Below are 13,444 nucleotides of genomic sequence, written 5' to 3' on the forward strand. Positions count from 1 at the left end.
AGATGTCTAGCAGCAGTATTCGACGGCGTCGTGTCCGAGCCACCGCCTCGGCCGCCTTGGGGATGCTGCTGGTAGGCATCGCTTCCGTCCCCGCCCATGCCGAGAGCATTCGTTCGCAGCAGTGGCACCTGGACACCCTGCACGCCGAGGAAATCTGGCAGATCAGCAAGGGGGAAGGCGTCACTGTCGCGGTGATCGACAGCGGGGTGGACGACAAGAACCCCGATCTGCTCGGGCAGGTGCTCGACGGCAAGGACTTGGCTCCTCGTGAATCAGGAGACGAGCACACGGACTACGCCGCACACGGCACGGGCATGGCAGGCCTGATCGCAGGTACCGGACAGAGCAGTGGAGGCGACGGCGCGTTCGGCCTTGCGCCGGGCGTGAAGATCCTTCCGATTCGGGTCGCCGGGGTGTCAACGGCCAAAGGGAACACGCTGGTGAGTGACAGCGCGTTCAATCGACTGGTCTCTCAGGCCATCAGCTACGCGGCCGACTCCGGAGCCAAGGTCATCAACGTCTCTCTGGGGTCGAGCACCGGATCCCAGCAGCTCACCGACGCCGTGAAACACGCCTTGGACAAGGGATCCCTCGTCTTCGCGTCCGTGGGCAACAGCGCACAGAGCGGGAACGCGGTCGAGTACCCCGGCGCCACCCCCGGCGTCGTCGGCGTCGGTGCCATCGACCAGAAGCTGACCCGGCTCAAGAACTCCCAGTACGGACCCCAGGTCGACGTCGTCGCCCCCGGCAAGGACACGGTCCACGCCTGCGGCGGCGGCACCGGCCTGTGCAAGTCGACCGGCACCAGCGACGCCACCGCCCTCGCCTCCGCCTCCGCCGCCCTCATCTGGGCCGAGCACCCCGACTGGACCAACAACCAGGTCCTCAAGGTCATGCTCAACACCATCGCCGCGCCCAACGACGGCGCCGGCCGCAACGACTACATCGGCTACGGCGCCATCCGCCCGCTCCGCGCACTGAAGACCCCCGGCGACCCCGGTCCCGCCGACGTCCGGCCGATCCCGGACCTGCCGTCGGAGCAGACCGCCTCGGCCTCGCCGTCCACGGAGTCGCCCTCGAACACCAACACCCCCGCCCCGGCGCCTGCGCCGCAGGCGGACGACGCGGCGGGCGGGGGCGACACCACGCTCTGGATCGGCCTGGGGGTCGGCGCGGCAGTGCTGTTGGGGGCGGCTGTCGCCGTTCCCGTTCTCCGCCGTCGGCGTTGACCGAAGCGGTCCCCGGCCGGCCGGCAGGCCGGTCGACGGAGGCCGGCATATGGAGAGTTGGCCGATGCGCGCGCGGGAATCGAACGAGTCCGGGCGAGGCGGAGGACGGGGCGCGATGAATCGAAGGAGCTTCATGACGTGCTTCCTGGGCCGCCGAGGGCGGCTGATGGCGGCCCTCGCCCGCGCCGTCGCCGACCGGCTCGGCTGCACCGACACCAGCCTGGGCGAGGGAGTGCCTGCGCCACGTTGACCGAGTGGCCGTACTCGTACGGGTGCCAGTCGGCCGCCCTGCGGGCCTGGGCCCGCCCGGCCCCGCACCCCTGCCCGCCGGGGCGGGCAGGCGCGGTGTTGACGTGGGGCCCCTCAACCGGTCGTACGCGTGCGTACAGTCCGGTGCTCCGACAGCGAGGACGGTTGGGGTGGGGGAGTCGTGTCGTTCGACGAGGAATGGGCCGCCGCGCGGAGCGCCGCGGCGGATCGCGTGGGCATGCGCCTGAACCAGGCGGCCCCCGGATCAGGCGGCAGCGGAGGCGGAGGTGCCGATCTCGCGGTCCGGCAGGGCCACCTCGGCGCCATCGGCCATGCCGCCTACGAGTTGCACGGCCGCCTGGCCAGGGACGGCCACCATGCCCGTACCGACACGTCGGAGGCGGCTGCCGGCCTGTCGAGGAACGGCTTCCGCACCGGCGCGGCCCTGACCGCCGTGCAGGAGACCTGGGCCTCCCAGCTCGGCACCCTCCTCGACGCCTGCGCGCACATCTCCAACCACCTCGACCACAGCGCGGCCGCACACGCGAAGGACGACGAGGAGATCAGAACGGCGCTCGCCGTGTCCAGGATCAGCGAGTACTTCAAGTAGGGGGCGGGGAGGGCATCGTGCTGACCTTCGACGACGTGTACCACGCGCCGCTGGACAAGATGAAGGCCGCGGCGGACCGCTGGTCCGAGATGAAGGGCAAGCTGGACGCACTTGCCGAGGACGCGCGCAGGACCATGGCCGCGAAGGCCGAGGCCGACGACTGGCGAGGTGTGAACGCCGAGGTCACGAAGCCCTTCGTCGACAAGACCGCGAAGGAGTTCGCGGACGCGGCGAAGGCCGCCGACGGCATCCACAAGGTGCTCGAGAACGGCTATAACGCCTTCAGGAAGGCGAAGGCCGAACTCGCCACGATCGTCGAGACCGACGCCCCGCACCAGGGGCTCGTGGTGAAGGGCGACGGCGTCGTCGAAGCCGCCTTCTCGCTGGAGCGGGACGCCGTCGCGCACCACGACCGCGACAACGCCGAGGCCCTGCGCAAGCAGCGCGTCGACATCGCGGCGCTGCAGCGCCGCCTCGACGCGGTCATCGACACCTGCGACGACGCCGACGAGGCGTGCGCGAACGCGTTGCGGGCCGACATCACCGGCGACAAGAACCAGTTCAGCGCCCCGAAGTACGGCAGCCTGGACGCGGAGAAGGCGGACCGCGCGCTCGCCCTGGCCGGGAAGGGCCGGGAGATCTCCCACGAGGAGCTGGTGCGGCTCAACGAACTGCTGGGCGACAACAAGGACTCGAAGGAGTTCTCCCGGACGTTCTACGACGGGCTCGGGGCCAAGGGCACGCTGGAGCTGTTCGGACAGCTCTCCGGGGACGCGACCGGCGGCGTGAAGGTGGACAAGCAGCGCCTGGAGGACGTCCGGGCGCTGCAGAAGAACCTGGGCTTCAACCTGGCCACGGCGACGCAGGGCGGTGACGCGTGGACGGAGAAGTGGTCGACGGAGATACGGAGGCTCGGCACCGAGCGCATTCCGCTCTCCCCGCGCGACCACAACCCGGCGTTCGGCTACCAGCTGCTCGGCGGCATCATGCGCTACGGCGACTACCACCCCAGGTTCCTCGTTCCGATCGCCGAACACGTCGCCCAGCTCCACGCGAAGGACCCGCGCCTCTTCGCCGACAACAGGCCGGCGATGGGCGGCTGGTTCCACGACAGACTCAACCCGTCGGGCGTCAACGGCGCCGGATACGACCCGGTGATCCCGATGCTGGAGGCACTGGGGCACAGCCCGGAGGCGGCGAAGCTGTTCTTCTCCGCCGATCCGACGGCGTACGGGGAAGGCGGCGGCACCGGAGGCACGCTTGATCTCGGCAGGAACAAGGACGGCGAGGCGATCACCGACTACCTCGACTTCTTCGCCGACGAGACGTACGAGTCCTTCCACGACATCGACGGCCCCGACCGCGACCGGAAGAAGGAGGCCGGGGACTACATGCCGGACGCGTTGGGGCATGCGCTGGAGGCGGCGACGCTCGGTCACGCGTGGGACGATCCCAGGCCGGAGCTGAGGCGGGACGAGACGACGGCCGGGATCATGGCCAGAATCGTCGGCACGTACGGCGGCGATGCCGAGCTCCTCAAGAAGCACCATTCCGCCCTGGCGGACAGCCTCGGCAACATGGGCGCCGGCTACATCGACGACCTCAACTGGGCCCTGGCCGACAACGAGCCCGACAGCGCCCTCGCACCGAACACCAAGGGCAAGCACGCTGAGGCGGTGCTGGCGGCGCATCCGAGGCTCGGGCGCGACGCGGCGGTCGACTTCCTCAGTACGCTGGGTCAACACCCGGACGCGTATGCCACGGTGTCCACCGCCGATCGTCTATACACCACCAGTGTGCTGGAGGCCCAGGTCGGACAGGACGGCCGGATCGCCGAGGACCGGGCCCGGGAGGCCGCGCGTATGGGCGCCAACCTCCAAGGCGTGCTCGACGAGTCTCGTGCACGGCAGGTCGAGGCCGAGGGCATCAAGGCCCATGAGGACTACGAGAAGGCGCAGGCGAGCAAGGCCGCCTGGGTGGAGTTCGGGACCACGGCCGCGATCGCGGCCGGTGTCGCCTTCCTGCCGGCGACGGCCGCTGCCGCCGGAGCCGCCGCGATCGTTGTGCCGCTCGCAGTCGATACCGGCTCGGGTGCCATGGAAACGCTGGCGGGGCAAATTGTCGGCGACCGGTCCGACAAGACCGTCGAGGATCACAAGGACGCCACCGAGGACAAGATTCACGAGGGCACGAAGGGGATCTACCAATCCGGTAGGCGCGGCGCCGAATCGCCAGTGAGGCACTTCGTCTCGGAGCACCGCTCCCGGGTGAGCGGCGACTTCAAGCAGGATCTCAGCGATGCAGTCGACATCGGATACGGGAAGGGCAACTCCTTCGCCGGGCAGACGGGGAATGCCCCGGAGGCGGGCTGACCGGGCGATGCGGACGAGGAGCGCCATGGGGAGAACGGTCCGGTCCGGCGCCTTCGCGCTCACAGCCTTGCTTCTGCTCGGTGCCTGCGCCGACGGCGAGAAGCCGGAGCAGCGCGTCAGCGCCGGACAGCAATGCGACGACACGCTGTCTCCGGCCGCCGCCCGCGCCCTTGAGACGGTGCTGAGGACCAGGATGTTCGAGGACGCTCCGCGGGGCGGTCTGGACCGCGTCGTGGCGCAGCTGACCGAGGACCACGCGGCCGGAGGGCTGCGCTCGCGGAGCCGACGGCTGTGCCGTACCTCGCCGGCCGACCGTACGGATCAGGTCGACATTCTCTTCGGGCGCTATGACGACAGCGATCTCATCGGGGACGGCGGGCCCGTCGGACTGCACCCTTACGTGGTGGGCCGGGAGGCGTGGTCCGGGCCGGAGCAGGCATATCTGTTCGTCACATGCGCCAGCCCTCGGCTCAAGGGGTCCAAGGAGGCGCCCGCCCGCATCCGGGGGGCTCTGCGCTTCGTCTCCTCCGGATTGCCCGACACCCCCGCCATCCGCGAAGCCAACCTCACCGTCCTCCACTCCGTCACCCTCGCCCTCGTCAAGAAGCTCGGCTGCGAGAACAACGCGGGGCTCCCAGAAAAGCCCGTGTTCAAGCCCAGGCCTCAGTAGAAAGGAAATGGGGCGGCTCCAAAAAGCGGAGCCGCCCCATTTCCTTTCCGGAGACCGTGATCGGAATCGAACCGACGTAACTCGCTTTGCAGGCGAGCCCCTCAACCACTCGGGCACACGGTCGTGGTGACGAGAAAGACGTTAGGCGGGGGCGAAGAGCGGCCTCAATGGTTCTGCCGGGGCTGCAACACGACTGCCATGTCGCGTTCACGGTCGTGCCGTGGTCGTACGACCATCGGGGCAGGAGGGATGGGACTCACGACAGGGGCCACATCCGCCTACGACCCTTACGCTGGGCGTATGAGCGCCCCCGAACCGCGTGACGTCGACGTCGACGCCGACGTCACCGCACCGCCGTCCGCCGCCGTGCCCTCCGAATCCGCAGGCGGCGGGTCCGTGCTCGATCGGGGGCATCGGGCGCTCAGTGTCGGGATCGTGTCCGTCGTGCTGCTGATCGCGTTCGAGGCGACCGCCGTCGGGACGGCGATGCCCGTCGCGGCGCGGGAGCTGGACGGGGTGCCGTTGTACGCGTTCGCGTTCTCCGCGTACTTCACGACCAGTCTGTTCGGGATGGTGCTGTCCGGGCAGTGGGCGGACCGGAGCGGGCCGCTCGGGCCGCTGACCGTCGGGATGAGCTGCTTCGCGGCCGGGCTGCTGCTCTCCGGGACCGCCGGGACGATGTGGCTGTTCATCCTCGGGCGGGCCGTGCAGGGGCTCGGGGGCGGGCTTGTGATCGTCGCGTTGTACGTGGTGATCAGCCGGGCGTACGAGGAGCACCTGCGGCCGGCGATCATGGCCGCGTTCGCCGCGAGCTGGGTCGTGCCCTCGGTCGTCGGGCCGCTGGCCTCCGGGACGATCACCGAGCAGCTCGGCTGGCGCTGGGTCTTCGTCGGCATCCCGGCCCTCGTCGTGTTCCCGCTCGCGCTCGCGCTGCCCGCGATCCGGCGCACCGCGTCCGGCCCCGCCGACCCCGACGCGCCCGTCGTGCCGTGGGACCGGCGGCGGATCCGGCTGGCGTTCGCGATATCGCTCGGGGCGGCCCTGCTGCAGTACGCCGGGCAGGAACTGCGCTGGCTCTCACTGCTGCCCGCCGCGGCCGGTGCCGCGCTGCTCGTGCCCGCCGTACGCGGGCTGCTGCCCCGCGGCACCTACCGGGCCGCCCGCGGGCTGCCGTCCGTCGTACTGCTCCGCGGCATCGCGGCCGGTTCCTTCATCGCGGCAGAGTCCTTCGTACCGCTCATGCTGGTCACCCAGCGCGGACTGAGCCCCACCCTCGCCGGGCTCTCGCTCGCCGCCGGTGGCCTGACCTGGGCGCTCGGCTCCTGGGTGCAGTCGCAGCCGCGCACGGAGCCGTACCGCGAACGCCTTGTCGTCCTCGGCATGGTGCTGGTCGCGCTCTCCGTCGCCGCCGCCCCGAGCGTCCTGATCCAGGGCGTGCCGGCGTGGGTGGTCGCCGTCGCCTGGGCCTTCGGCTGCTTCGGCATGGGCATGGTCATCGCGTCCACCAGCGTCCTGCTGCTCAAGCTCTCCGCGCCCGAGGAGGCCGGGGCGAACTCCGCCGCCCTCCAGATCTCCGACGGCCTCTCCAACGTCCTCCTGCTCGCCGCCGGCGGCGCCGCCTTCGCCGCGCTCGGCGGCGGCGCGGTCGGCCACGCCGCCTCCGAGGCCGGTGCCGCCGCCGGGGCCGCCAGCGGTTCCCACCCGGCCGCCTTCGCCGCCGTCTTCCTGCCCATGGCCGGCGTCGCCGCGATCGGCGGCTGGGTCGCCACCCGCCTCGGAGAGGGGAAAGGGGAGGGGAAGGGAGAAGGAGAGGGGCACGGAAAGGGACAAGGAGAGGGACAAGGAGAGGGACAAGAAAAGGCGGACGGAACGGGGCGCGGAAAAACGGTCGCTCACGATCCCGCCGCTGCCTAGGGTGCGCGCATGCGACAGCACCCCGACCGCCCGGACCGGACCGACCGCCTCGACTTCGCCGACCGGCCCGACCTCGCCGATCTCGCCGATGCCCGCGGCGTCTCCGTCGACGACCTCGTCGACGAGGCCGTACGCCGGTACGTCGACCTCGAGACCACCCGCGTCACGCACGCCGCCATGCGGCTCGCCCTCCGCCACCACGGCCTCCTGAAGCGGCTCGGCACATGACCGGGACCCGCTTCCTCACCGTCGCCGAGGTCACCGCCGTCGCCCGCCTCGCCTTCACCGGCGACGGCGACCCCGAGCTCCGCGCGCCCGGGCTCCTGGAGTCCGCGGTGCACCGCCCTCGTGCCCGTATGTTCGGCGAGAGCGCGTACCGCGACCTCTACGAGCAGGCCGCCGTCCTCCTCCACGCCATCGCCTCGAACCACCCCTTCGTCGACGGCAACAAGCGTGCCGCCTGGCTCTCCGCCGCCGTCTTCCTCGCCGTCAACGGAGTCGATCTCGCCGACGCCGACCAGGACCGGGCATACGACCTGGTCGTGGGCGTGGCGAGCGGCGAGATGGGGGATATTCCAGACATCGCGGGGCGATTGGCCGTGCTTTCGGGAGGGGTGTGAGGGCGGATGTGAGGACTCTCTCACGGTGCCTCGACGCGGGCTCGTTCGTACGGGGTCGACGCGATCGCACCGGTAAGGTGGCCCGGTTGTCATATCTGGACGAGCGTCTGGACGAGCGTCGAACCGTAACCGGAGATCGTGACTACCACCGCCACCTCCTCACATCACCTCTCTCCCGCCTTCCCCGGCCGTGCTCCCTGGGGCACCGCCAACAAGCTGCGAGCCTGGCAGCAGGGCGCGATGGAGAAGTACATCCAGGAGCAGCCCCGTGACTTCCTCGCGGTCGCCACGCCCGGCGCCGGCAAGACCACCTTCGCGCTGACCCTCGCGTCCTGGCTGCTGCACCACCACGTGGTGCAGCAGGTCACGGTCGTCGCCCCCACCGAGCACCTGAAGAAGCAGTGGGCGGCCGCCGCGGCGCGGATAGGGATCAAGCTGGACCCGGACTACAGCGCCGGGCCGCTCAGCAAGGAGTACGACGGGATCGCCATCACGTACGCCGGCGTCGGCGTACGGCCCATGCTCCACCGCAACCGCAGCGAACAGCGCAAGACCCTCGTCATCCTCGACGAGATCCACCACGCCGGAGACTCCAAGTCCTGGGGCGAGGCCTGCCTGGAGGCCTTCGAGCCGGCCACCCGCCGACTCGCCCTCACCGGCACGCCGTTCCGCTCCGACACCAACCCGATCCCCTTCGTCACGTACGAGGAGGGGAACGACGGCATCCGCCGCTCCTCGGCCGACTACACCTACGGCTACGGCAACGCGCTCGGCGACGGCGTCGTCCGGCCGGTCATCTTCCTCTCCTACAGCGGCAACATGCGCTGGCGCACCAAGGCCGGCGACGAGATCGCCGCGCGTCTCGGCGAGCCGATGACCAAGGACGCCATCTCGCAGGCCTGGCGCACCGCGCTCGACCCGCGCGGCGAGTGGATGCCGAACGTGCTGCGCGCCGCCGACCAGCGGCTCACCGAGGTCCGCAAGTCCATCCCGGACGCCGGCGGCCTGGTGATCGCCTCCGACCAGGACTCGGCCCGCGCCTACGCCAAGCTGATCCGCGAGATCACCGGCACCAAGGCCACCGTCGTGCTCTCCGACGACACCGGCGCCTCGAACCGCATCGACGAGTTCAGCGAGAACACCGACCGCTGGATGGTCGCGGTCCGCATGGTGTCCGAGGGCGTCGACGTGCCGCGCCTCTCCGTCGGCGTGTACGCGACGACGATCTCGACCCCGCTGTTCTTCGCTCAGGCCGTCGGACGCTTCGTGCGATCCCGCAGGCGCGGCGAGACCGCGTCCGTGTTCCTTCCCACCATCCCCAGCCTCCTCGGCTTCGCCACCGAGATGGAGGTCGAGCGCGACCACGTGCTCGACAAGCCGAAGAAGGCGGGCGAGGACGAGGATCCGTACGCCGAGTCCGAGAAGGAGATGGCGGAGGCGGAGCGGCAGCAGGACGAGGACACCGGCGAGCAGGACATGCTGCCCTTCGAGGCGCTGGAGTCCGACGCCGTCTTCGACCGCGTCCTCTACAACGCAGCCGAGTTCGGCATGCAGGCCCACCCCGGCAGCGAGGAGGAGCAGGACTACCTCGGCATCCCCGGTCTCCTCGAACCCGACCAGGTGCAGCTGCTCCTCCAGAAGCGGCAGGCCCGGCAGATCGCGCACAGCCGCAAGAAGCCGGACAGCGAGGCGGACCTGTTGGAGCTTCCGGCGGAGCGGCGCCCCGTCGTTTCCCACAAGGAGCTGCTTGAGCTGCGGAAACAGCTCAACACCATGGTCGGCGCGTATGTGCACCAGAGCGGCAAGCCGCACGGCGTCATCCACACCGAGCTGCGGCGGGTGTGCGGCGGGCCGCCGAGCGCCGAGGCGACCGCCGGGCAGATCCGCGAGCGGATCAAGAAGGTGCAGGAGTGGGCCACCCGGATGCGGTGAGCCCCCACGCATGGCGATTCGAGGCCCGTACGCGGACGGCGTACGGGCCTCGGCCGTGTCCGGAACCTGCCCCCACGGTCGGCCCCGACCGGTCCCCCGACCGGCCCCCGACCGGTCCCCCGTTCGTCCCCCCGTTCGTCCCCCGTGCGCCCCCACGCTACGGGCGCAGGGCGGGCGATCTTGTCCGTCAAAGTCCCCTGTTCAGCCGACTTAGGTCCCGAACCGCCCGTATCCGGGCGTCGGCGCCCGGATTCTGGACGAGGTCTTCCGCTGAGCGGAGCACGCCGCTACTGTCCCGGCTCAAGCAAACGCCCCGTGGCAGCGCCGCCGCGGAGCGCAGCCGGTGTACCCCGTCCTGCCGGCGGCCTCTGACGTGCGTCGCCGATGGGACCGGTGTCGCAGCTCTCGTACGAGTCCGCTGTCACTCACTCCGAAGGAGAGGGCGTCGTGACCGCGGAGACCTCCCAGACGCTCGACCGGGGACTTCGAGTCCTCAAACTGCTCGCCGACACCGACCACGGCCTGACCGTCACCGAGTTGTCCAACCGACTCGGTGTGAACCGGACCGTCGTCTACCGACTGCTCGCCACGCTCGAACAGCACGCGCTCGTCCGCCGCGACCTGGGCGGCCGCGCCCGCGTCGGGCTGGGCGTGCTGCGGCTCGGCCGCCAGGTGCACCCGCTGGTGCGCGAGGCCGCGCTGCCCGCGCTGCGCTCGCTCGCCGAGGACATAGGCGCCACCGCCCACCTCACCCTGGTGGACGGGGCCGAGGCGCTCGCCGTCGCCGTCGTCGAACCCACCTGGACCGACTACCACGTGGCCTACCGGGCCGGCTTCCGGCACCCGCTGGACCGCGGGGCCGCCGGCCGCGCCATCCTCGCCGCCCGCCAGGGCGAGCTCATCGAACCCGGCTTCACCCTCACCCACGGCGAACTGGAGGCCGGCGCCAGCGGTGCCGCCGCGCCCCTGGTCGGCGTCACCGGCATCGAGGGCAGCGTGGGCGTCGTGATGCTCGCGGACGCCGTCCCGGAGCGCGTCGGCCCCCGCGTGGTGGACGCGGCCCGCGAGGTCGCCGACGCGTTGCGCTAGAGCGCGCGGCTGCCAGGACTACGGGCCTGGGGCGTACGGCCTCCCCTCGGTCCGGCTCCTGGAAGCGCGGGCGCTTGCGCACGCGTCTGCCGGGGCACGGGCCTGCGGCGGCCGGGCCTCGTCCGCCGGCATGTGCGCCCCGCCGCATGGCTGGGCCGTGGGCCTGCGCGCCGCCCCCTAGGGCTTCGCCCCGGGGGACCCGGGCCCGCGTGGGTTACGGTCCGGGGCGCGGCTCGCGTGCGTGGCCTGGTCGTGGGGTGTGGGTCGTAGGCCTGTGGCCGACCCCTGGGGCTCCGCCTTGGGGGATCCGGGCTCGCGTGGGTTACGGTCCGGGGCGCGGCTTGCGTGCGTGGCCTGGTCGTGGGGTGTGGGCCGTGGGTCTGCTGTTGACCCCTGGGGCTCCGCCCCGGGGTACCGGAGGCCTCCCGGCGGTACATCGTGCCCGGCCCCCTGGGGCTCGCCCAGGAGGACCGGCGAAGCTCGCTGCGGGACGCGCGCCCGCCCCCGCGCTCCCGGGGCTTCGCCCCGAGGCGTCCAGCGGGTTACGGCCCGGGGCGCGGGCCCCGCACGCGCGGCCCGCCGCACGGCTGGGCCGTCGGCCTGAGCCCGGCCCCCAGGGCTTCGCCACCGCCCCGGCCCCTAGGGCTTCGCCCCGGTGGGGCGGGGGCCCGTCATCAGGTCTGCCATCGCCGTGCGTGCGTGGTTCACCGATCTGCCCGTGCGGGTTGTCGTCAGCAGGCCGGCCGTTCTCAGGGCGGCCGCGTGCTCCGAGGCCGTCGCCGCGCTCACCCGTAGGGCGCGGGCGAGCTGGGTGGTGGTCAGGGGTTCGTCGAGCAGGCGGAGGAGGGACGCGCGGGTGCGGCCCAGGGCTGCTGCCAGGGGGTCGTCGGGGTTCACCTGCTCCTGCTGCTGCTCCGGTACGGGTGGGAGGGCGGAGGCGGACGGGTAGGTGAGGACCAGCGGGTGGGGCGGGAGATCCTGGAGGAGAGGGGCCGAGGGGTGGTGGAAGGTCGGGAGGAGGAGCAGGCCGCGGCCGGCGGGGCGGATGTCGCGGTCGGGGGCTGAGGGCCACTCCCAGACGGCGCCGTCGAAGCGGGTGCCCGGGGCGAGCGAGGTGAGGGCGGCGGCCAGGCCGTGTTCGGCGACCGTCAGGGCGTGGCGGGCGAAGGCGTCGCGGTGGAGGTCCTGGACCAGGGGCCAGACCGGCGCGAGAACCGTCTCGTACGCGGCCCGCTGAGCCCGGCGCACGGCACGCCAGGACGCCTCCTCGCCCGCGTGCAGGCCACGGATCCAGCGCGGCGCGGGGCCGGAGCCGTACACCCGCTCCAGCTCGGCCCGCACGACCGCCGGGCGCGTCGCGCGGATCCGGGCGAAGGCCTCGTCGAGCGTGTCGCCGAGGACGTCGAGGAAGGCCGGCGGGCGGCCGCCCGGCACCAGGTCGGCGAGCGGGTCCGCGGCGGCCGGCAGGGAGCGCAGGACCCGGGCGCGCCAGTGCCCGAACAGCGGGGCCGACGAGAGCGGCGCGACGGCGGTCGCCAGGGCCGCGTGAAGCTCCTGGAGCGGGGCCGGGCGCGGCGCGAAACGCACCCGGGCCAGATCGTCCGCCGTGAGATGGATCCGCAGCACCCGTACAACTCCCCGTTCTCCGCAAGCCTTTCGGTCAGGGCCTGAACCTTCGCGGTGCGCCCCGCCCCGCTCCCAGGATGCTCGCATGACCTCTCGACGGACCCTCCTCAAAGGCGCCCTGATCGCCCCCATCGCCGCCCGCTCACCGCTCCACCCTGCGTTGCCGCTGCCCGCGCCGACCGGGCCGTACCCCGTCGGGCTCCGCACCCTCGCCCTGACCGACCCCTCCCGTACCGACCCCTGGGTGGGCGGGGCACGGGAGGTGATGCTCACCGTCCTGTACCCGGCCGCCGGGGTGCGCGGCTGCCCGCGCGCTCCCCAGCTCACCCCGGCCGAGGCGCGGGAGTTCGCCGGGCTGGCGCCGTGGATCCACCAGGGCCTCCCGGCGGAGGGCACGGTGGACTGGGGGACCGTCCGCACTCACGGGCACGTTGGCGCGCCGCCACTGCCGGGGCGGCGACCGGTGCTCCTCTACAGCCCGGGCGGCGGGGACTTCCGCACCCTCGGCAGCAGCCTGGCCGAGGACCTGGCGAGCCACGGCCGGACCGTGGTCCTCGTCGACCATCCCGGCGACGCCAGCCAGGTGGAACTGCCGAGCGGACTGCGTACCACCGTCCTGTTCGGGCCGCCGGACCCGGCGGCCTTCCGCACCATGATCGACACCCGGGTGGCCGACCTCCGCTTCGTCCTGGACCAGGTCCCCCGCCTGCTGCCGGAGGCATCGTCCATCGGGATCTACGGGCACTCCGCCGGCGGCACCGCCGCCGTGTACGCCGCCGGTGCCGACCCCCGCGTCCGCGCCGTCGCCGACCTGGAGGGCTACCTCGATCTGGACCCGGTGCCGGACACCGACCGACCCCTGCTCCTCTTCCGCACCGACGGCTTCGCCGAGGGCGCCGCCCGGATCGACTCCTCCTGGGCGGGGGTCCCGGGGGAGCGGGCGCTGCTGCGGGACGCGAACCACTGGGCCTTCACGGACTACGCGGCCCTGGTGCCCCGACTGCAGGCCGCGGGGCTCGTCACAGCGGCGGCGCGGGCCGCCCTCGTCGGCACCGGCGACCCGGACCGGACGGTCGCGGCGGTACGGCGCCGGGTGGGCGGCTTCTTCGCCCGCCACCTGGCCTAGCGGGGCC

11 protein-coding genes and 1 tRNA gene are annotated in these 13,444 nt (G+C 72.3%); 10 read left to right on the top strand and 2 right to left on the bottom strand.

Annotated elements, in window-relative coordinates:
- Positions 1 to 2: 2 nt before the first annotated feature.
- From mycP to AB0M18_RS11305, 4 genes are all read left to right on the top strand, one after another.
- A complete protein-coding gene (gene mycP / locus AB0M18_RS11290) occupies positions 3 to 1,229 on the top strand; it encodes a type VII secretion-associated serine protease mycosin (RefSeq protein WP_365756605.1) in 1,227 nt (408 codons plus the stop codon).
- A 430-nt stretch (positions 1,230 to 1,659) separates the two neighbouring features.
- Complete coding sequence (locus AB0M18_RS11295) at positions 1,660 to 2,088, top strand: hypothetical protein (RefSeq protein WP_365756606.1); 429 nt, start codon at positions 1,660 to 1,662, stop codon at positions 2,086 to 2,088.
- A gap of 17 nt (positions 2,089 to 2,105) precedes the next feature.
- Complete coding sequence (locus tag AB0M18_RS11300; RefSeq protein WP_365756607.1) at positions 2,106 to 4,460, top strand: hypothetical protein; 2,355 nt, start codon at positions 2,106 to 2,108, stop codon at positions 4,458 to 4,460.
- Between the two features lie 25 nt (positions 4,461 to 4,485).
- A complete protein-coding gene (locus AB0M18_RS11305) occupies positions 4,486 to 5,130 on the top strand; it encodes a hypothetical protein (protein ID WP_365756608.1) in 645 nt (214 codons plus the stop codon).
- Between the two features lie 51 nt (positions 5,131 to 5,181).
- Here AB0M18_RS11305 and AB0M18_RS11310 read toward each other — a convergent pair.
- A tRNA-Cys gene (locus AB0M18_RS11310) sits at positions 5,182 to 5,253 on the bottom strand.
- 177 nt (positions 5,254 to 5,430) lie between these two features.
- Here AB0M18_RS11310 and AB0M18_RS11315 point away from each other — a divergent pair.
- The 5 genes from AB0M18_RS11315 to AB0M18_RS11335 all read left to right on the top strand — a co-directional run bounded on the left by AB0M18_RS11315 (position 5,431) and on the right by AB0M18_RS11335 (position 10,685).
- Complete coding sequence (locus AB0M18_RS11315; protein WP_365756609.1) at positions 5,431 to 7,044, top strand: MFS transporter; 1,614 nt, start codon at positions 5,431 to 5,433, stop codon at positions 7,042 to 7,044.
- 9 nt (positions 7,045 to 7,053) lie between these two features.
- Positions 7,054 to 7,272 carry a hypothetical protein gene (locus AB0M18_RS11320; protein ID WP_365756610.1) on the top strand — a complete coding sequence of 73 codons (219 nt, stop codon included), beginning with the start codon at positions 7,054 to 7,056 and terminating at the stop codon, positions 7,270 to 7,272.
- Positions 7,269 to 7,664 carry a type II toxin-antitoxin system death-on-curing family toxin gene (locus AB0M18_RS11325; RefSeq protein ID WP_365756611.1) on the top strand — a complete coding sequence of 132 codons (396 nt, stop codon included), beginning with the start codon at positions 7,269 to 7,271 and terminating at the stop codon, positions 7,662 to 7,664. Before AB0M18_RS11320 ends, AB0M18_RS11325 begins: the two co-directional genes overlap by 4 nt.
- Before the next feature lie 135 nt (positions 7,665 to 7,799).
- Positions 7,800 to 9,596 carry a DEAD/DEAH box helicase gene (locus AB0M18_RS11330; protein ID WP_365756974.1) on the top strand — a complete coding sequence of 599 codons (1,797 nt, stop codon included), beginning with the start codon at positions 7,800 to 7,802 and terminating at the stop codon, positions 9,594 to 9,596.
- A 447-nt stretch (positions 9,597 to 10,043) separates the two neighbouring features.
- Entirely contained in the window at positions 10,044 to 10,685 is a 642-nt protein-coding gene (locus AB0M18_RS11335) for a helix-turn-helix domain-containing protein (protein ID WP_352080204.1), read from the top strand.
- A gap of 639 nt (positions 10,686 to 11,324) precedes the next feature.
- Here AB0M18_RS11335 and AB0M18_RS11340 read toward each other — a convergent pair.
- A complete protein-coding gene (locus AB0M18_RS11340; RefSeq protein WP_365756612.1) occupies positions 11,325 to 12,311 on the bottom strand; it encodes a helix-turn-helix domain-containing protein in 987 nt (328 codons plus the stop codon).
- Positions 12,312 to 12,396: 85 nt separating this feature from the next.
- On the opposite strand from AB0M18_RS11340, the gene AB0M18_RS11345 reads away from it, so the two are divergent.
- Positions 12,397 to 13,437 carry an acetylhydrolase gene (locus AB0M18_RS11345; protein ID WP_365756613.1) on the top strand — a complete coding sequence of 347 codons (1,041 nt, stop codon included), beginning with the start codon at positions 12,397 to 12,399 and terminating at the stop codon, positions 13,435 to 13,437.
- The last annotated feature ends 7 nt before the right edge of the window (positions 13,438 to 13,444 follow it).

It is taken from the genome of Streptomyces sp. NPDC051909 (assembly GCF_040681095.1).
Taxonomy (GTDB): Bacteria; Actinomycetota; Actinomycetes; order Streptomycetales; family Streptomycetaceae; genus Streptomyces.

Excerpts from the sequence above, each read along its gene's own strand:
- AB0M18_RS11345 (WP_365756613.1), top strand. The coding sequence starts at position 12,397 with ATGACCTCTCGACGGACCCTCCTCAAAGGCGCCCTGATCGCCCCCATC.
- AB0M18_RS11305 (WP_365756608.1), top strand. The coding sequence starts at position 4,486 with ATGGGGAGAACGGTCCGGTCCGGCGCCTTCGCGCTCACAGCCTTGCTT.
- AB0M18_RS11325 (WP_365756611.1), top strand. The coding sequence starts at position 7,269 with ATGACCGGGACCCGCTTCCTCACCGTCGCCGAGGTCACCGCCGTCGCC.
- AB0M18_RS11315 (WP_365756609.1), top strand. The coding sequence starts at position 5,431 with ATGAGCGCCCCCGAACCGCGTGACGTCGACGTCGACGCCGACGTCACC.
- mycP (WP_365756605.1), top strand. The coding sequence starts at position 3 with ATGTCTAGCAGCAGTATTCGACGGCGTCGTGTCCGAGCCACCGCCTCG.
- AB0M18_RS11320 (WP_365756610.1), top strand. The coding sequence starts at position 7,054 with ATGCGACAGCACCCCGACCGCCCGGACCGGACCGACCGCCTCGACTTC.